The following is an 18,282-nucleotide window of genomic DNA, read 5'->3' on the forward strand; positions in this document are numbered from 1 at the left end:
CGGCAGCCTGCCGCCCGCCGTGGTGACGCTGATCACCATTACCGCGCCCGCCTACATGGCCCCGATGTTCACCGACGCGCGTGGACACCTGATGCTGATGGCGGCCGGTTTCTGGATGAGCATCGGCATCTTCGTGATGCGCAAGATGATCAACTTCAAGTTCTAGGGGGAGGCGACCATGATCGAGATGCTCACCAATCCTTCGAACCTGCTCAGCGCGTTCATCGCCATCGTGGTGTTCGCCACCATCGTCACCCTGGCCGCGCCGGTGATGAGCAGCAACGGGCTGGAAGGCCGGCTGAAGTCGGTCGCCAACCGCCGCGAGGAACTGCGCCGCCGCTCGCGCGAGGCCCTGTCCCAGAAGGGCGGCGGCGGCGGCACCCTGCGCCACTCCGACGAGGGGATGTACAAGAACGTCGTCGACCGCCTGCAGCTTTCCAAGCTGCTGGAAGACCCCAAGGTGGTCGACAAGCTGGCCCAGGCCGGCTTCCGAGGCCCCAAGCCGGTTTCGACCTTCTATTTCTTCCGCTTCGTGGGGCCGTTCGTCTTCGCGTCGGTGGCGGCGTTCTACCTCTACCTGATCAACGGCCTGGGCCTGCTGCCGATCCAGAAGCTGGCGGCCTGTTTCGCGGCCCTGACGGCGGGCTACTACGCGCCCAACCTCTACATCCAGAACATCGCCCAGAAGCGCCGCGAGTCGATCGTCGCGGCCTTCCCCGACGCCCTGGACCTGATGCTGATCTGCGTCGAAAGCGGCATGTCGATCGAGGCGGCGATCGCCAAGGTCGGGGCCGAAGTCGGCTCGGCCTCGATCGAGCTGGCCGAGGAGCTCAGCCTGCTGACCGCCGAGCTCAGCTACCTGCCCGAACGGCGCCTGGCCTATGAAGGCCTGGCCCGGCGCACCAACCACCCAGGCATCCGCTCGGTGGTCACGGCGATGATCCAGGCCGAGCGCTACGGCACGCCGCTGGGCGCGGCCCTGCGGGTGATGGCCAAGGAAAACCGCGACCTGCGCCTGTCGGCCGCCGAGAAGAAGGCCTCGGCCCTGCCGGCCAAGCTGACCGTGCCGATGATCCTGTTCTTCCTGCCGGTGCTGTTCGTCGTGATCATGGGTCCGGCGATCATCAAGATCCAGGACGTGCTGAAGCACCGCTGAGGGCGGGCCGGCCGCCTGCGACCTCTTGTCGCGGGGACGCCCGGCCAAGCCCGGGCCGCGTTGTCGCGATCGTTAAGACGCGGGCGCCTAGGTTGCCGGGAACCCTCTCTTCCGGATCGAGGCCCGCCATGCGTCTTCCCAAGCTCTCCCTGCGCCTGTCCCTGGTGTTGTCGGTCGGGGCGATCCTGCTGGCCTCCGGGGTCGGGGTGACCTTGGCCGGCTGGACGACGATGCGGGCCGAAGCCCAGCGCCAGGCGGGCGACCAGGCCCGGGCCCTGATGGAAGGCTACGGCGAACGGATCGGCAAGGAGGTCGGCCAGGCGATCAAGAACGCCTCGGTCGGCGCGGCGACGGTCGAGAGCCTGGCGGTCGACCCGACCAAGGTCGATCGCGACCAGATCGGCCGGACCATGATCCACCTGGTGGAGAACAACCCCGACATCGTCGGCATGACCCCGGTGTTCGAACCCAACGCCCTGGACGGCCGCGACGCCGAGTTCACCACCCACCCCTATTCCGACGCCGCCGGCCGCTTCGTGCCCTACTTCTTCTGGGGTCCGGACAAGACGGTGAAGACCGACAAGCTGGTGATGACCGCCGAGGCGGGCATCGACGCCTGGTACACCCGGCCGATGGCCGAGAACCGCACGCTGCTGACCGCGCCCTACCTCTATCCGATCAACGGCAAGCAGGTGCTGATGACCTCGGTGGCCACCGTGCTGCGGCGCGCGGGCCGGCCGATCGGGGTGGTCACCACCGACCTGTCCCTGGCCGACCTCAGCGCCCGCGCCGACCAGCTGCGGCCGTTCGGCGTCGGCCAGGTCAGCGTGATCGGCGGCGGCAACCTGTGGGTGGCCAACCCCGACGCCGCCAAGCTGGGCAAGGCCGTCGACGACGAAGGGCTGGTCGCCCTGGTCGCCCGCGCCGGTTCGGCCGGCTACGCCGACCAGGTGATCGACGCCAAGGCCGGCAAGATGCTGCGCGCCGCCGCGCCGATCGTCCTGCCGGGCACGACCGACCGCTGGTATGTGGTGATCGAGGCGCCGCAGGCCGCCGTGCTGGCCGGGGCGACCAAGGCCCGCAACAAGATGCTGCTGACCGCCTTCGCCCTGGTGGCGCTGTCGGGCCTGCTGCTGTGGTTCGGCTCGCGCCTGATCGTCCGGCCGGTGCAGGTGATGACCCGCTACATGGGCGAGCTGGCGGCGGGCGAGTACGAAAAGACCGTGCCCTACGCCGAACGCGGCGACGAGATCGGCGAGATGGCCCAGTCGGTCGAGGTATTCCGCGCCGCCGTGCTCGAACGCCGCCAGGTCCGCGAACGCCAGGAGGCCCAGCAGGCCCAGGCCGAGGCCGAGCGCCGCGCCCACGAGGCCGAGCGCCTGGCCGAGGACGCCGCGCGCCAGAAGGTCGTGGCGGCCCTGGGCGCCAGCCTGGGCCAGCTGGCCTCGGGCAACCTCTCGACCCGCATCGACGAGCGGTTTCCGGCCGAGTACGAGGCCCTGCGCGCCGACTTCAACGCCGCGATGAGCGACCTGAACACCACCATGCGGGTCATCGTCGAGAGCGCCGGCGCGGTGCGGGCCGGGGCCGGCGAGATCACCAGCGCCGCCGACGACCTGTCGCGCCGCACCGAGCAGCAGGCCGCCAGCCTGGAAGAGACCGCCGCCGCCCTGGACGAGATCACCGCCACGGTGCGCCAGACCGCCCAGGGAGCCGAGGAGGTCCGCAGGGTGGTGGGCGAAAGCCGCGTCGCCGCCCAGGCGTCCAGCGTGGTGGTCGACCAGGCGATCGACGCCATGGGCCGCATCGAAGGCTCGTCGCGCCAGATCGCCCAGATCATCGGGGTGATCGACGAGATCGCCTTCCAGACCAACCTTCTGGCCCTGAACGCCGGCGTCGAGGCGGCGCGGGCCGGTTCGGCCGGCGCGGGGTTCGCGGTGGTCGCCCAAGAGGTGCGGGCCCTGGCCCAGCGCTCGGCCGAGGCCGCCAAGCAGATCAAGGGCCTGATCGAGGAATCCACCACCCATGTCAGCGGCGGCGTCGGCCTGGTCGGCCGGGCGGGCAAGACGCTGGAGGAGGTCGCCGGCCACGTCACCCGCATCGAGGGCCTGGTCCAGACCATCGCCGCCTCGGCCAAGGAACAGGCCACCGGCCTGCACGAGGTCAACACCGCGGTGAACCAGATGGACACCGTCACCCAGCAGAACGCCGCCATGGTGGAAGAGACCAACGCCGCCAGCCACAACCTGTCCAGTGAAGCCGACCAGCTCAGCCAGCTGGTCTCGCGCTTCCGGACGGCGGAAGAGGCCGGCGCGACGGGACGGCGGGCGGCCTAGATCCCTTCTCCCCTTGCGGGAGAAGGTGTCGACGAAGTCGACGGATGAGGGGTCTCACGAACGGCAGACGCCGCGGCCGGCCTCGCGGCTGTTCGCGGCGTCTTGCGTCCATCGACCCCTCACCCGACCCCGCTTCGCGGGGCCACCCTCTCCCGCAAGGGGAGAGGGAAGGAAGGCCCTAGCTCCCCGCCTTCAGCGCATCCCACGACCGGGTCGGGCTGGCCTGGCCGGTGGCGGCGCGCAGCCAGGCCAGGTTGTTGTCCACCGATTCCGGCGGCAGATCCTGGCGGGCCAGGCGCTCGGCCTCGTCGAGGCGGCCTTGCAGCCCGACCACCAGGGCCAGGTTCTGGCGCACCTGGATGGTGGCGGTCGGCAGGGCGGCGGCCTTGCGCAGCGTCGCCTCGGCGCCCGGCAGGTCGCCGCTCGACGCCATGTGCATGGCCAGGTTGGCCAGGGGCGCGGCCTCCGTCGGAGCCAGGGCCACGGCCTGGCGGTGGGCCGCCACGGCCTCGTCGTCGCGCTTGGCCTGTTCGTAGGCCACGCCCAGCAGCGACTGCGGACGCCAGTCGCGGGGTTGCAGGGCGGCGGCGCGGCGGGCCGGGTCGATGGCGTAGAAGCCCTGGCCGCGCGCCACATTGGCCCGCGCCAGCTCCATCAGGGCGTCATAGTTGTCGGGGGCGGCGATCAGCACCCGGCTGGCCGCGTCGGCGGCCTCGTCGTAGCGGCCCAGGGCGCGCAGGGCCTGGGACAGGCCGACCCCGGCCTCCAGGTCGCGGCCGTCCAGGTCCAGTTCGTTCGACCAGAAGGCGGCGCGCATCAGCGGGTCGGCGCGCTGCATCTCGGCCCGCTGGGCGGGGCTGGCCTTGCGCGACGCCGGGGGCGTCCCAGCCGGCGCTGGGGCCGTCGCGGCGGCGGGCGCCGGCTTGTCCGCGGCCTGGGCCGGGACCGCCAGCAGCAGGCTCGAGACCAGGGCGGGGGCGAGAACGGTTGCGAGGAGCGCGCGCTTGCGACACATGAAGACGGATCTCCGGAAGGTCACGCATCCTCGCGCGGGGCCCTCAAGGAATCGTTAAGCATAAATTCCTCCCCTGAGGCGCGCCCATGTCGGAACCGATCATCGCCCCTTCGCTGCGGTCCGCCGAGGATGGGGCGGCGACGCCCATCCACTGCCTCTACGAGTCCGAGCTGGCCGCCTTCGTCGAGGCGCGGCCCAGTTTCGTGAAGGGCTTCGTGGCCCTGGAGGCGTTCAAGGCCAAGGCCGGCCAGGTGCTGGTCCTGCCGACCCCGCAAGGGGTGGTGGACCGCGTGCTGCTGGGCCTGGGCGAGAGGGGCAAGGCCGACGCCATGCTGTTTCGCGCCCTGCCCGGCCGCCTGCCGGCCGGCGACTTCCGCCTGTCGGCGACGCCCGAGGGCCTGGACCCGGGCCAGATCGCCCTGGCCTTCGCCCTGGGGGCCTACAGGTTCGACCGCTATCGCCCCCGAACCGGCGAGGAACCGCGACGACTGGTCGCGGACCCGGAGGTCGACCTGGACGAGGTCCGGGCGGTGGCCCACGCCTGCGCCCTGGCCCGCGACATGATCAACACTCCGGCCAACGACCTGGGGCCGCTGCAGATCGAGACCATCGCCCGCGAGATCGCCGAGCGGTACGGCGCGACCATCGCGATGGTGACCGGCGACGACCTGCTGGCCGAGAACTATCCGGCCGTCCACGCCGTCGGCCGCGCCGCCGTGCCGGCCCGCGCGCCCCGGATGATCGAGATCAGCTGGGGCGACGCCTCGCATCCGCGCGTGGCGATCATCGGCAAGGGCGTGGTGTTCGACACCGGCGGCCTGGACATCAAGCCGTCGTCGGGCATGCGGCTGATGAAGAAGGACATGGGCGGCGCCGCCCACGCCCTGGCCCTGGGCCGGATGGTGATGGCCGCCGGCCTGCCGGTGGCGCTGAGCGTGCTGGTCCCGGTGGTTGAGAACGCCATCGCCGGCGACGCCATGCGGCCCGGCGACGTGCTGGCCACCCGCTCGGGCCTGACTGTCGAGGTCGGCAACACCGACGCCGAGGGCCGGCTGATCCTGGCCGACGCCCTGACCCGGGCGGGCGAGCTGGAGCCGGTGCTGACCCTCGACCTGGCCACCCTGACCGGCGCGGCCCGCGTCGCCCTGGGCCCGCAGGTGATCCCGTTCTTCACCCCCGACGACGACCTGGCCGGCGAGATCGAGGCCGGGGCGCGGGCCGCCGCCGACCCGCTCTGGCGCCTGCCGCTGTGGGACGGTTATCGCGAAGCGGTCGAGAGCGACATCGCCGACCTCAAGAACGATCCCGACGCCTGGGCCCAGGCCGGGGCGATGACCGCCGCCCTGTTCCTGCAACGCTTCGCCCCGACCACCGGGGCCTGGGCGCATTTCGACATCTTCGCCTGGAACCCCAAGGCCCGGCCGGGCCACCCGGCCGGCGGCGAGGCCCAGGTGATCCGCGGCCTCTACGCCATGCTGAAGGCGAAGTTCCCCAAGGGCGCCGGGGCATGAGCGACCCGCGCCTGACCCTGGCCCGCCCCGACCTGGCCGACCTGGACTTGCAGGGCCTGGTCGCCGCCGAGCGCTATGCGGCGCCCAGCCTTCGCCAGGTGGTCACGCCCACCGCCGCCCTGCGCAAGGCCGCCGATCCGATGGCCGAGCAATGGGACCAGCTGCTGTTCGGCGAGTTGTTCCGGGTGCTGGAGATCAAGGACGGCTTCGCCTGGGGCCAGGCGGCCCGCGACGGCTATGTCGGCTTCGTCGCCGAGGCGGACCTGGCCGCGCCGGGGGCCCCGGCCACCCACCAGGTCGCGGTCCCGCGCACCTACGCCTTCGCCGAGCCGGACATCAAGTCACGGCCGATGGGGCTGTATTCGCTCAACGCCCTGACGGCGATCGAGGCCGTCGAGGGCCGGTTCGCCAAGGGCGAGGGCACGGGCTGGTTCGTCGCCGCCCACCTGTCGCCGGTCGGGGTGGCGGCGGGCGACCTCGTGGCCGTGGCCCAGGGCTTCCTGGGCGCGCCCTACCAGTGGGGCGGCCGCGAATCGCTGGGGCTGGACTGCTCGGGCCTGGTCCAGCAGGCCCTGGCCGCCTGTGGTCGCGCCGTCCCGCGCGACACCGACCTGCAACTGGCGTTCTTCGCGCCCATCGCGGCCGAGGATCGCCGGCGCGGCGACCTGGTGTTCTGGAAAGGCCACGTGGCCATCCTGCTGGACGCCGAGACCATCCTGCACGCCAACGCCCACCACATGGCCGTGGCGATCGAACCCCTGGCCGAGGCCATCGCCCGGATCGCGGCGGCGGGCAGCGGCGCGCCGACGGGGTGGCGGCGGCCTTGAATCCTTCTCCCCTTGCGGGAGAAGGTGGCCTCGCGAAGCGAGGTCGGATGAGGGGTCGATAGACCTGTCAGCCTGCCACCGAAACGAGGCGGTCGCCGTCAGCGCGACCCCTCATCCGTCGGCCTTCGGCCGCCACCTTCTCCCGCAAGGGGAGAAGGAAGAGGTGCTACTTCGGCCACTGGGCCAGCCAGTCGACGATCGACTGCGGGGTCATGTGGCGGGCGTCGGTCAGGGCGAAGAACGCGCCGTCATTGACCAGCTTGCCCTTGGCGTCGACCACCAGGAAGCTGGGCACGCCCTTCAGCTTGTCGACGCCGTAGCGGGCCGGGATCTGCATGTTCTTGTCGTAGCGGCCGACGTTGACGGTCACGACCTCGTAGTGCTTGTCGACCCACGGCTTGACGTCGGGCTGCTCGATCACCCCGGCGAAGATCCGGCAGTCGGCGCACCAGTTGCCGCCGAAATCGATCAGGGTCAGCTTGTGGGCCTTCCTGGCGCGCTTCAGCGCGGCGGCCACGTCGGCCTCGGCGTCGGCCTTCTCGTCATAGGGATAGGGCGGGGTCGGCAGGTCGGCCAGCGACTTCAGCGCCACCTTCGGGGCCTTGGCGGCCAGGGCCGACACCGGGGCGGCGATCATCAGCGTGGCGAGAGCGGCGGCCAGGAGGCGAGGCGTCATGTTCGAACGGTTCCGGTGAAACGGTACGGTTCGATAGTCTACTCACGGAATAGGGAAACCGCGCAACCAGCTTTGCTAGGGGGCCGACCCGATTGCCTAAAGCCACGGCAAACAAAAAGGCCGTGGGCGAACCCACGGCCTTTGGATGCTTGTCGCGAAGGCCGCTGGCCTAGTGCGCGGCGGCGGCCGGGGCCGGAGCCGGGGCCGCCGGAGCGGCGGTCGCGGCGGGAGCGCCGGCGGCCGGAGCGGCGTCAGCGGCGGCGGGGGCCGCGCCGGCCGGCTTCGGGGCCGGCACCGGCAGCTTGGAGCCCAGGCTGTGGAGGTAGGCGATGACCGCGATGCGGTCTTCCTGCTTCTTCAGGCCGACGAAGGTCATCTTGGTGCCCGAGACGTACTTGCCCGGAGCCTTCAGGAACTGGTCGATATGGTCGTAGTCCCAGACCGGCTGCTTGCCGCCGAACTCGGTCATGGCCGCCGAATAGGCGAAGCCGCCGTGCGAGCCGGGCTTGCGGCCCAGCACGTCCCACAGGTCCGGACCGGTGCCGTTGGGGCCGCCGCTTTCGAAGCTGTGGCACGAGGCGCACTTGGCGGTGACCGCCTTGCCGGCCTCGATATTGGCCGGAACCAGCAGGACGCTGCCCCAGTCGGGCGCGACCTCGGCGGCGGCCGCGCCGCCTTCGGCCTCTTCGGCCACCGCGATCTCATAGCCGGGCTTTTCGATTTCGTGCTTGGCGAAAACGATGTCCGAAGCTTCCTTGAGACCGAAAATGATCAGGCCCGTCATCAGGACGCCGCCAAAGATCTTGTTTAACGTCAGGTCGCTCATCTAAAGCCTTACCAGCCTCTTGGGGGCCGTCTGACGACAGGCCCGAATCCGCGCCCGGAGGTTCCCCCCGCGCGCTCCATGTTGCGCTCGCGTCTCTTACACGCTACCGCCCGAGGCGCAACCGGGCAGCAACGGTTTTGCCCTGTATCCGGCGCAACCCAAGACACTCGCATGAATCCGATCGTCCTCATTCCGGCCCGCATGGCGGCCACCCGCCTCCCGAACAAGCCGCTGGCCGACATCGCCGGCGTGGCGATGATCGTGCGGGTGCTGCGCCAGGCCCAGGCGGCGGGAATCGGTCCGGTGGCCGTGGCGGCTGGCGACATCGAGATCGTCGCCGCCGTCCAGAAGGCCGGCGGCCAGGCGGTGCTGACCGACCCCGGCCTGGCCTCGGGTTCAGACCGCATCCTGGCGGCGCTCGACGTGCTGGACCCCAAGGGCCGCCACGACGTGGTCATCAACCTGCAGGGCGACATGCCGTTCGTGCAGCCCTCGGTGCTGGCCGCCTGCGCCGACCTGCTGAGCGCTCACCCCGACTGCGACATCGCCACCGTCGTCGCCCCCGAGGCCTCGCCCGCCGACCGGAGCAACCCCGACGTGGTCAAGGCGGTGCTGGCCATGGAACAGGACGGCTTTTCCGGCCGCGCCCTCTATTTCACCCGCTCCACCCTCTATGGCGACGCGCCGATCTGGCGCCACATCGGCATCTACGGCTATCGCCGCGCCGCTTTGCTGGCCTTCAACGCCGCCCCGCCCTCGCCGCTGGAGAAGCGCGAGAAGCTGGAGCAACTGCGGGCCATGGAGCTGGGCCTGTCCCTGCGGGCCGCCGTCGCCGCCGAGGCCCCGATCTCCGTCGACAACCCTTCCGACCTCGAAGCGGCGCGCCAGTTCGCCAAGACCCTGGGCGCCGGGAAACAAGCATGAGCATCCTCAAGAAGATCGCCTTCCAGGGCGAACCCGGCGCCAACAGCCATGAGGCCTGCCGCACCTATTTTCCCGACTACGAGGCCGTGCCCTGCGCGACCTTCGAGGAGGCCTTCGAGGCCATCAAGACCGGGGCCTGCCAGCTGGGCATGATCCCGATCGAGAACTCGATCGCCGGCCGCGTGGCCGACGTCCACCACCTGCTGCCGGCCTCGGGCCTGAAGATCATCGGCGAGCGCTTCAAGCCGATCCGCTTCCAGCTGATGGCCAACAAAGGCGTGACGCTGGAGACGGTGAAGATCGCCTCGTCGATGCCGATCGCGCTCAGCCAGTGCCGCCAAAGCCTCAAGAAGCTGGGCCTGGCCCACGAGAGCGCCGGCGACACGGCCGGGGCCGCCAAGGCCCTGGCCCTGAAGCCCGACCCGACCCGCGCCGCCGTGGCCCCGGCCCTGGCCGCCGAGATCTACGGCCTGGACATCCTGGCCCGCGACATCGAGGACGCGCGCAACAACACCACGCGCTTCCTGGTGATGACCGCCGACAAGGCCCCCGAGGCCCCGGCCTTCACCCACCGCTGCGTGACCAGCTTCGTGTTCAAGGTCCGCAACCTGCCGGCCGCCCTCTACAAGGCGCTGGGCGGCTTCGCGACCAACGGCGTCAACATGACCAAGCTGGAAAGCTACATGGAGGGCGGGGCCTTCACGGCGACCTTCTTCTACGCCGAGGTCGACGGCCGCCCCGAGGACCGCAGCCTGGCCCTGGCCTTCGACGAGCTGAAGTTCTTCTCGGAGAAGTTCGAGATTTTGGGGGTGTATCCGGCGGATCCGTTCCGGGACCGGGTGTGATAGGTCGGACTTGACTGGGGACAGGCGCATGCGCCTGTCCCCGACCGACACCTGCCGTCACGGCAAGCTTCGCTATTTGACCGAACGGCGCCTAACCTGCCCCAAATGATCCTGGGGAGGACAATCATGAACACTCTGACCGCGCCGGTGATGGCGCTCGTGGCCTGGTCGCTGGCCGTCTGGCTGTGGATGTACGTCCAGCGGCTGCCGGCGATGAGCAAGGCGGGGCTCAAGCCGCAGGACGCGGCGTTTCCGGGCAGCCTGAACGGCTTGCCGGCCGGGGCCCGCCAGGCGGCCGACAACTACAACCACCTGATGGAGCAGCCGACCATCTTCTACGCCGCGGCCCTGGCCATCCAGGTCGGCGGTCACGCCGACGGCTGGGCCATGCACCTGGCCTGGGCCTATGTGATCCTGCGCGTGCTGCACAGCCTGGTGCAGGCGAGCGTCAATATCGTGCTGCTGCGGTTCGCGCTGTTCTCGCTGGCGACCTTCACTTTGGCGGTGATGGTGGCGCGGGAGCTGGTGGTGCTGTTCGGGTAGGGCGGAACACAAGGTCCTCCCCCTGTGGGGGAGGCGGCCCGAATGGGCCGGAGGGGGGAGTGATCCCACCTCACCGACTATCCCCCCACCGATCACTTCGCGATCGCCTCCCCCACAGGGGGAGGGCCTTTGAAGGCTAAGCCTCTTCCGCCCAGGCCTTGATCAACTGATGGGCGATGGCCAGCGGCGGGGGGGCGAAGAAGCCTTCCAGCTCGCCCTTGATCAAGGCCTTGGCCTCGTCCTTGGTGAACCACTTCACCGCTTCCAGCTCGGTCTGGTCGGGGGCGGCCTCGTCGCTGTCGACGTCGGCCACCAGGCCCATCATCAGCGACGAGGGCCACGGCCAGGGCTGGCTGGAGTGGTAGCGGACGGCGGTGGCGGTCAGGCCGGCCTCCTCCATCAGTTCCCGGGCGCAGGCCTCCTCGATGGTCTCGCCGGGCTCGACGAAGCCGGCCAGGGCCGAATACATGCCGGGCGGCCACGCCGCCTGGCGGCCCAGCAGGCACTTGCCGTCGTGCAGGGCCAGCATGATCGCCACCGGGTCGGTGCGCGGGAAGTGCTCGGTCTTGCACGACGCGCACTGGCGCTTCCAGCCGCCGTCGGTGACGTGGGTCTCCTGGCCGCAGTTGCTGCACCACCGGTGCTTGCGCCGCCATTCGAACATCGACTTGGCGGTGGCCAGGATGCCGGCGTCGGGCGGCGGCAGGGTCGGGGCGATGGAGCGCAGCTCCTCGAACCGGCCCAGGCCCTGCAACGGCCCCTCGGCGGGGTCGGGGCCGCCTTCCAGGTCGACGGCGAACACCGCGATGTCCTTCCACAGCCCCAGGAACAGCAGCCGCTCGGGCGTGGCGGCCAGGTCCTTGGCCATGTCGGCGCGCAGATAGGCGATCTGGACGCCGCCCTTGGCTTCCAGCGACTTGCCGTCGGCGCCCTTGTCCGCCGGGGGCGGCGCGTCCTCGACCAGGGGCTTGCCGTTCCAGATGGCCACGGCCAGCGACTGCGGGTCGGCGGCCTTCTCGGCCAGCCACGACTCGTCGCCGCGCCGTTCGCCGGCGCGGTCCAGCGGGTTGCCGGCGAAGGTGTTGGTGATGATCGAAAGAGCCATGACGCTTCTCTAGACCAGCCGCGAACGGACGTCACGACGCCGCACGCCCGCATCTCGATCTTGCATTGGCGCGCGTGAGTCGCGATATAGGCCTTGGAGATCGGTGACGGGCGGAGTCCTCGCCAATCTGGTCAGGGCCGAGAGGCAGCAGCCACAACGAGTTTCGCTCCGGGTCGTCTGCCGGTCTCCACCTTCCCCAAATCTTCCCATGAAAACCGACAGCATCTGGCCCGCGAGCGCGGACCGAGCCTTTTGCTGGCCGCTCCGGCGCTCTACAGTCACCCCATGGCCGACCACGACGACCTCACGACCGATTCCGCGCCGCCGTGGGATGAGCCTCCCGAGGCCGAGCACGAGCGCGACGAGAACACCGCCGACATCTTCGGGGGCGCGCCCGCCGCCGCCCCGGTCGCGGCGCCCGCCGTCGTGCCGATGACGTCCCAGGCGTCCGACCCCGACGCCGCCTACACCGTGCTGGCCCGCAAGTACCGGCCGCGCACCTTCGAGGACCTGATCGGCCAGGAGGCCATGGTCCGCACCCTGGCCAACGCCTTCTCCACCGGCCGCATCGCCCACGCCTTCATGCTGACCGGCGTCCGGGGCGTGGGCAAGACCACCACCGCCCGCCTGCTGGCCCGGGCCCTGAACTACGAGACCGACACCGTCCACCAGCCGTCGGTCGACCTGACCGTCGAGGGCCGACACTGCAAGGCGATCATCGAAGGCCGGCACATGGACGTGCTGGAGCTGGACGCCGCCAGCCGCACCAAGGTCGACGAGATGCGCGAGCTGCTGGACGGGGTGCGCTACGCCCCGGTCGAGGCGCGCTACAAGGTCTACATCATCGACGAAGTGCACATGCTGTCGACGGCGGCGTTCAACGCCCTGCTGAAGACGCTGGAAGAGCCGCCGCCGCACGCCAAGTTCATCTTCGCCACCACCGAGATCCGCAAGGTGCCGGTGACCATCCTGTCGCGCACCCAGCGCTTCGACCTGCGCCGGGTCGAGCCCGACGTGCTGGTCAAGCACTTCGGCCGGATCGCCGCCAACGAAGGCGCCAAGGTCGAGGAAGACGGCCTGGCCCTGATCGCCCGCGCCGCCGAGGGCTCGGTGCGCGACGGCCTGTCGCTGCTGGACCAGGCCATCGTCCAGGGCGAGCGCGGCGCGGCGGTCACCGCCGCCGTGGTCCGCGACATGCTGGGCCTGGCCGACCGCGGCCAGACCATCGCCCTGTTCGAGAACGTGATGAGCGGCAAGCCCGGCGATTCGCTGGCCGGCTTCCGCGCCCTGTGGGGCTTCGGGGCCGACCCGGCGGTGGTCATGCTCGACCTGCTGGACCACTGCCACGGCGCCTCGGTGGCCAAGGCCCTGGGCCCCGACGCCCTGACCCTGCCCAAGGAACAGGCCGCGCGGCTGACCGCGATCGGAGCCCAGACCTCGGCCGGGACCCTGTCGCGGCTGTGGCAGATGCTGCTCAAGGCCCATGACGAGGTGCGCCGCGCGCCCGACGCCATGGCCGCCGCCGAGATGGCGCTGATCCGCCTGTGTTACGCGGCCGACCTGCCGGGTCCGGAAGAGGCGCTGAAGGCCCTGCGCGACGGCGCCCCGCCAAATGGCCTGGGGGGTGGTGGTCCGGGCGGCGGTGGCGGCGGTTCGATGGGCGGCGGCGCCCAGGGCGGAGCCGTCAACGCCCAGGCCCGGGTGATGGCGGCGCCGGCAGCCCAGGCGGCGCCCACCCTCGCCTCGTTCGAGGACGTGGTGCGACTGATCGCCGAGAAGCGCGACATCGGCCTGCGCCTGGACGTCGAGCAATATGTCCGCCCGATCAGCTTCCGGCCTGGGGCGATCACCTACGAGGCCGCGCCCGGCGCGCCCGGCAACCTGGCCGGCCGACTGGTGCGGGCCCTCAAGGAATGGACCGGCCAGCCCTGGCTGGTGGCGGCCGAGGGCGGCGGCGGGGCCGAGAGCCTGCTTGAGCGCCAGAAGCGCGAGGAACGCGAAGAGCTGGCGTCGATCAGAGCCGACCCCTTCGTCGCCTCGGTGCTGGACGCCTTCCCCGGAGCCGAGATCGTCGAGGTCCGCAAGATCCTGACGCCCGAGGCGCCGCCGATCGAGCCGGACGAACTGGAAGACTAAAGCCTGTCATCCCGGACGAGCGCGCAGCGCGAAGATCCGGGACCGACGCGTGAACGCCGGCGCTTCCGGCGGTCCCGGATCGTCCCTTCGGGCCGTCCGGGATGACAACCGAAGTGGAGCCAAGACCATGAAAGACCTCGGCGGCCTGATGAAGCAGGCCCAGGCCATGCAGCAGAAACTGGCCGACGCCCAGGCGAAGCTGGGCGAACTGACCATCGACGGCACGGCCGGCGGCGGCATGGTCACCGTCACCCTGCGCGGCTCGGGCGAACTGGCCAAGGTGGTGCTGGACGAGACCCTGGTCGAGCCGGGCGAGGGCGAGGTCATCGCCGACCTGATCGTCGCCGCCCACGCCGACGCCAAGCGCAAGCTGGACGCGGCCCAGGCCCAGATGATGCAGGAAGCCGCCGGCCCGATGGCGGGCCTGATGGGCGGCATGCCGGGGATGAAGTTCTAGGAAGACGATCCGGCGCCGTTCGCAGATCCGTCCTTTCATCCGGGAGCGAAACCTGTCGTCTTTCGACCAGGTCCCTGCTGGATGAGATCACGCCGATGATTGCCCTCCGATCGCCTATCAAGCGCTTCGTCGCCTTGTCCGTCCTCGCCCTGCTGGCGCCCGGCCTGGCGGTGGCCGCGCCGCTGCCGGCCGACCTGGCCGCCGCCGCCCACGCCTATGACCAAGCCCAGGTGAACGGCGACCGCGCGGCGCTGGAACGGCTGGTGGCCGACGACTACGTGCTGGTCAACGGCGCCGGCCAGGTCCAGGACAAGGCCCGGCTGATCGCCGACTATGTCGCGCCGGGCTTCAAGCTCGACCCCTTCACCATCGAGGCTCCGGTCGAGAAGGTCCTCGGCGACACCGCCCTGCTCGGCGGCCGGGTCGACATGACCGGCACGGACAGCGGCCAGCGCTTCGCCCTGACGGTGCGGTTCGTCGACACCTGGGCCAGGCGCGACGGCCAGTGGCGGGTGGTCTATTCGCAGGTCACCCGGGTCGCCAGGCCCTGACGGACCGCCGTGAGGATGGCGGGTCCGGCGCGGTCCAATTTTTCAGTGATCGCGACCGCAATCCTCTGTAGAGCGTAGACCATGGCTGCCTCCGCCGGACCCGAGATCGAGCGCCTCATCGCTCTGCTGTCCAAGCTGCCGGGGCTGGGCCCGCGCTCGGGCCGGCGCGCGGCGCTGGCCTTGCTGAAGAAGCGCGACACCCTGCTGGCCCCGCTGACCGCGGCCCTGGTCGACGCCCAGGCCAAGGTGCGCACCTGCGGGGTCTGCGGCTCGCTCGACACCTCCGACCCGTGCGCCATCTGCGCCGACCACGGCCGTGACCCGCGCCTGCTGTGCGTGGTCGAGGAGGTCGGCTCGCTGTGGGCCATGGAACGCGGCCAGTCGTTCAAGGGCCGCTACCACGTGCTGGGCGGCCTGCTGTCGGCGCTGGACGGGATCGGGCCCGAGGCGCTGCGGGTGGGCGAACTGCTGAGCCGGGCGACCGGTGGCGAGATCACCGAGGTGATCCTGGCCCTGCCGGCCACGGTCGACGGCCAGACCACGGCTCACTACCTGGCCGACCGCCTGGCGACGACCGGGGTGTCGGTGACCATGCTGGCGCGCGGCGTGCCGGTCGGCGGCGACCTCGACTGGCTGGACGACGGGACCATCGCCCAGGCCCTGCGGGCGCGGCGGCCGGCTTAACCCCCTCCGGCCCTCCGGGCCACCTCCCCCAGAGGGGAGGATCTGGTCAGCGCGATGCTCCCCCTCTGGGGGAGCTGTCGCGGAGCGACTGAGGGGGTTCTTCCAGAGCCCGACTCCCGCTAAGAACGGAGCATGAACTTCTCAGACCCGTTCCTGATCCTCGCCATCGTCTTCGCGCTGCTGGCCGTCGGCGCGGTGCTGTGGGCCCTGGCCAGCCAGCGCCGCGCGGCCGGCGCCGACGCCCGGGCCTGGGAGCTGAACGCCCGGCTGGTCCAGGCCGACGAGCGGGCCCGGCTGCTGGAGGACCAGGCCGTCACCCAGGGCGAACTGATCCGCGCCCAGGCCGCCCAGCAGGCGACCATGACCGCCAACACCGTGGCCGAGGCGCTGATCAAGCGCACCGAGGAGAACTTCAAGAGCCGCGAGCTGCTGTCCCAGGCCCGCCTCGAAGCCCAGTTGAAGCCGGTGGCCGAGACCCTGGCCAAGTTCGAGGCCCAGGTCACCGCCGTCGAGAAGGCCCGCGCCGAGGAGACCGGCGGCCTCAAGGCCCAGATCAACGCCCTGATGGAGGCCTCGGTCGCCACCCAGTTCGAGGCCCGCAAGCTGTCGGCCGCCCTGCGACGCGGGGCCGGCGTCCAGGGCCGCTGGGGCGAGCAGACCCTGCGCAACGTGCTGGAGGCCGCCGGCCTCAACAAGCGCTTCGATTTCGAGGAGCAGTTCAGCGTCGAGAGCGAAGAGGGCCGCCGCCGCCCGGACGTCAAGGTCAAGATGCCCGGCGGCGGGGTGTTCGTGATCGACGCCAAGTGCTCGCTCAACGCCTTCCTCGAGGCCCAGGAGGCCACCGAGGAGCACCTGCGCGAGGCCGCCTTCCTCCGCCACGCCGCCAGCGTCCGCGCCCACATGCAGGGGCTTTCCGCGAAAGCCTATTGGGACCAGTTCGCCAGCGAGGGCTCGCCCGACTTCGTGGCGATGTTCGTGCCCGGCGACGGCTTCCTGGCCGCCGCCCTGGACCGCCTGCCCGACCTGATGACCGAGGCCATGGACCGCCGGGTGCTGCTGGTCACCCCCACCACCCTGTTCGCCCTGTGCAAGGCGGTCGCCTACGGCTGGCGGGCCGAGGACCAGGCCAAGAACGCCGCCAACATCGTCGCCGTCGGTCGCGAGCTCTACAAGCGCATCGCGGTGATGGGGGCCCATGCCGGTTCGGTGGGCAAGGCCCTGGAGGCGGCGGTCGGCCGCTACAACCAGTTCGTCGGCTCGCTGGAAAGCCAGGTCCTGACCCAGGCCCGGCGCTTCGAGGACTTGTCGGTGGACCACGAGGGCAAGGAGATCGGCGAACTGACGCCGGTCGAGGGCGCGGTGCGGCCGCTGATCAAGCTGGCCGGCGAGGCCGCGCCGGAACCCTCGGTTGCCAGGCTGCAAGCTAAGCCATAGGCGGTCGGCGCCATTTTGGGAGTATTCCATGGACTATCGATACTTGGTGTTCCCGGGAGGCATCGGCATAGTTATTGCTGCTCTTTGTGTGCTGAGTAATCAACTTCAAGCGATCCACAGGACGCTGCTGAACATCGAGCACCATGTTCGACGAATTCCGATCGATCCTTCTGACCGCTAGATCCCCTGGACACTTGGCTTGGTGGAATGATTTCCGCGGACGTGTTCTAGAGCCCGCGACCACCCACGTTCGTCATCCCCCGACTTGTTCGGGGGACCCAAACTGAGTCTGACGTCATGTCCAAGGCTGCTTGGGTCCCCCGCATAAAGCGGGGGATGACGAAATTTTTGAGTTGAAGATGCGCTCGCGGATCTGGGTCAGCTAACTGTCCATAACTCTTAGTGGCTTTAGACTACGACACCCCCCGCGCCGATCCGTCGCCTTGACCCCAGGCCGCGCGGCCCTTACCTGACACCTATCATGGCTATCCGTCGCATCCTCACCGTCGATAACGCCGCCGACCTGGCGGTTCTCAAGCAAGTCTCCAAGGACGTGCCCGCCGTCGATGACGCCCTGCGCGCCCTGATGGATGACATGCTGGAGACCATGTACGACGCCCCGGGCATCGGCCTGGCCGCCGTCCAGGTGGGCGAGCTGGTCAATGTCATCGTCATGGACCTGGCCCGCGAGGGCGAGGAACCGGCCCCGCGCTACTTCGTCAATCCGAAGATCACCTGGTCGTCCGACGAGCTGTTCGCCTACGAGGAGGGCTGCCTGTCGGTGCCCGACTATTACGACGCGGTCGAGCGGCCCTCGAAGGTCAAGCTCAGCTATCTGAACTATCAGGGCGAAGCGGTGGAGGAAGAGGCCGAGGAGCTGTTCGCCGTCTGCATCCAGCACGAGATGGACCACCTGGCCGGCGTGCTGTTCATCGACCACCTGTCGCGCCTGCGCCGCGACCGCGCCATCAGCAAGGTCAAGAAGGCCCGGCGGGCGGCTTAGCCACTTCGATATCCCGTCATCCCGGGCCTTGTGCCCGGGCCCCCCGGTTCCGCTGACGGTGAAGCACTTTGGCGCGCAAGCGCGCCACCCCTCCGCACTTGCGACGGACAAAGGGGTCCCGGGCACAAGGCCCGGGATGACGGTGTTGAGGTGAGTGCGAGGTGTCGAACTCAAGAGTCCTCGGCGCCCCCCAACCCCAAAACGAAAAAGGCGGCGGACCCTTTCGGATCCGCCGCCCTTCGTGACGCCCGGA

18 protein-coding genes and 1 other RNA gene are annotated in these 18,282 nt (G+C 70.3%); 15 read left to right on the forward strand and 4 right to left on the reverse strand.

Annotated elements, in window-relative coordinates:
• The 3 genes from PMI01_RS27100 to PMI01_RS28135 form a co-directional block, all read left to right on the forward strand.
• Window positions 1–166, forward strand: a 166-nt coding sequence (locus PMI01_RS27100; protein WP_007668169.1) for a type II secretion system F family protein, incomplete at its 5' end; no start/stop codon positions are given.
• A 12-nt stretch (window positions 167–178) separates the two neighbouring features.
• The gene (locus PMI01_RS11275; protein WP_007668171.1) at window positions 179–1,156 is read left to right on the forward strand and encodes a type II secretion system F family protein; all 978 of its coding nucleotides are present in this window, start codon (window positions 179–181) and stop codon (window positions 1,154–1,156) included.
• Window positions 1,157–1,284: 128 nt separating this feature from the next.
• Window positions 1,285–3,492 (forward strand): methyl-accepting chemotaxis protein, encoded by a 2,208-nt coding sequence (locus PMI01_RS28135; RefSeq protein WP_007668172.1) that lies wholly within the window; start codon window positions 1,285–1,287, stop codon window positions 3,490–3,492.
• 178 nt (window positions 3,493–3,670) lie between these two features.
• On the opposite strand, the gene PMI01_RS11285 is transcribed toward PMI01_RS28135, so the two are convergent.
• The gene (locus PMI01_RS11285; protein ID WP_007668174.1) at window positions 3,671–4,507 is read right to left on the reverse strand and encodes a tetratricopeptide repeat protein; all 837 of its coding nucleotides are present in this window, start codon (window positions 4,505–4,507) and stop codon (window positions 3,671–3,673) included.
• 86 nt (window positions 4,508–4,593) lie between these two features.
• Between PMI01_RS11285 and PMI01_RS11290 the strand changes: the two genes are divergently transcribed.
• Both PMI01_RS11290 and PMI01_RS11295 read left to right on the forward strand, forming a co-directional pair.
• Window positions 4,594–6,018 carry a leucyl aminopeptidase family protein gene (locus PMI01_RS11290; protein ID WP_007668178.1) on the forward strand — a complete coding sequence of 475 codons (1,425 nt, stop codon included), beginning with the start codon at window positions 4,594–4,596 and terminating at the stop codon, window positions 6,016–6,018.
• A complete protein-coding gene (locus PMI01_RS11295; protein ID WP_007668179.1) occupies window positions 6,015–6,845 on the forward strand; it encodes a C40 family peptidase in 831 nt (276 codons plus the stop codon). Before PMI01_RS11290 ends, PMI01_RS11295 begins: the two co-directional genes overlap by 4 nt.
• 166 nt (window positions 6,846–7,011) lie before the next feature.
• Here the strand turns inward: PMI01_RS11295 and PMI01_RS11300 are convergent, their stop codons facing one another.
• Both PMI01_RS11300 and PMI01_RS11305 read right to left on the reverse strand, forming a co-directional pair.
• A complete protein-coding gene (locus tag PMI01_RS11300; protein WP_007668181.1) occupies window positions 7,012–7,521 on the reverse strand; it encodes a thioredoxin family protein in 510 nt (169 codons plus the stop codon).
• A gap of 169 nt (window positions 7,522–7,690) precedes the next feature.
• Window positions 7,691–8,347 carry a c-type cytochrome gene (locus PMI01_RS11305; RefSeq protein ID WP_007668183.1) on the reverse strand — a complete coding sequence of 219 codons (657 nt, stop codon included), beginning with the start codon at window positions 8,345–8,347 and terminating at the stop codon, window positions 7,691–7,693.
• Between the two features lie 171 nt (window positions 8,348–8,518).
• Here PMI01_RS11305 and PMI01_RS11310 point away from each other — a divergent pair, with 171 nt between their 5' ends.
• The 3 genes from PMI01_RS11310 to PMI01_RS11320 all read left to right on the forward strand — a co-directional run bounded on the left by PMI01_RS11310 (window position 8,519) and on the right by PMI01_RS11320 (window position 10,659).
• On the forward strand, window positions 8,519–9,271 hold the full coding sequence (locus PMI01_RS11310; protein WP_007668184.1) for a 3-deoxy-manno-octulosonate cytidylyltransferase: 753 nt from the start codon (window positions 8,519–8,521) through the stop codon (window positions 9,269–9,271).
• Window positions 9,268–10,116, forward strand: a complete 849-nt coding sequence (locus tag PMI01_RS11315) for a prephenate dehydratase (RefSeq protein ID WP_007668187.1) — start codon at window positions 9,268–9,270, stop codon at window positions 10,114–10,116. The genes PMI01_RS11310 and PMI01_RS11315 overlap by 4 nt, the downstream gene beginning before the upstream one ends.
• 126 nt (window positions 10,117–10,242) lie before the next feature.
• Entirely contained in the window at window positions 10,243–10,659 is a 417-nt protein-coding gene (locus PMI01_RS11320) for an MAPEG family protein (protein ID WP_007668188.1), read from the forward strand.
• A gap of 136 nt (window positions 10,660–10,795) precedes the next feature.
• On the opposite strand, the gene nudC is transcribed toward PMI01_RS11320, so the two are convergent.
• Window positions 10,796–11,764: an NAD(+) diphosphatase gene (gene nudC / locus PMI01_RS11325; RefSeq protein ID WP_007668190.1), complete on the reverse strand. Its 969-nt coding sequence runs from the start codon at window positions 11,762–11,764 to the stop codon at window positions 10,796–10,798.
• 97 nt (window positions 11,765–11,861) lie between these two features.
• Here nudC and ffs point away from each other — a divergent pair.
• From ffs to def, 7 genes are all read left to right on the forward strand, one after another.
• Window positions 11,862–11,954: signal recognition particle sRNA small type (gene ffs / locus PMI01_RS26050), an RNA gene on the forward strand.
• Window positions 11,955–12,049: 95 nt separating this feature from the next.
• Window positions 12,050–13,900 carry a DNA polymerase III subunit gamma/tau gene (locus tag PMI01_RS11330; protein WP_035035871.1) on the forward strand — a complete coding sequence of 617 codons (1,851 nt, stop codon included), beginning with the start codon at window positions 12,050–12,052 and terminating at the stop codon, window positions 13,898–13,900.
• A 127-nt stretch (window positions 13,901–14,027) separates the two neighbouring features.
• Window positions 14,028–14,357 carry a YbaB/EbfC family nucleoid-associated protein gene (locus tag PMI01_RS11335; RefSeq protein ID WP_007668194.1) on the forward strand — a complete coding sequence of 110 codons (330 nt, stop codon included), beginning with the start codon at window positions 14,028–14,030 and terminating at the stop codon, window positions 14,355–14,357.
• A gap of 134 nt (window positions 14,358–14,491) precedes the next feature.
• Window positions 14,492–14,908, forward strand: coding sequence for a nuclear transport factor 2 family protein (locus PMI01_RS11340; protein ID WP_238537050.1), 417 nt, complete (start codon window positions 14,492–14,494; stop codon window positions 14,906–14,908).
• 81 nt (window positions 14,909–14,989) lie between these two features.
• On the forward strand, window positions 14,990–15,592 hold the full coding sequence (gene recR, locus PMI01_RS11345; protein WP_007668198.1) for a recombination mediator RecR: 603 nt from the start codon (window positions 14,990–14,992) through the stop codon (window positions 15,590–15,592).
• A 132-nt stretch (window positions 15,593–15,724) separates the two neighbouring features.
• On the forward strand, window positions 15,725–17,026 hold the full coding sequence (gene rmuC / locus PMI01_RS11350; RefSeq protein WP_007668199.1) for a DNA recombination protein RmuC: 1,302 nt from the start codon (window positions 15,725–15,727) through the stop codon (window positions 17,024–17,026).
• Window positions 17,027–17,507: 481 nt separating this feature from the next.
• Window positions 17,508–18,029 (forward strand): peptide deformylase, encoded by a 522-nt coding sequence (gene def, locus PMI01_RS11355; protein ID WP_007668200.1) that lies wholly within the window; start codon window positions 17,508–17,510, stop codon window positions 18,027–18,029.
• Window positions 18,030–18,282 lie beyond the last annotated feature (253 nt).

The organism is Caulobacter sp. AP07 (assembly GCF_000281955.1).
Classification (GTDB): Bacteria; Pseudomonadota; Alphaproteobacteria; order Caulobacterales; family Caulobacteraceae; genus Caulobacter.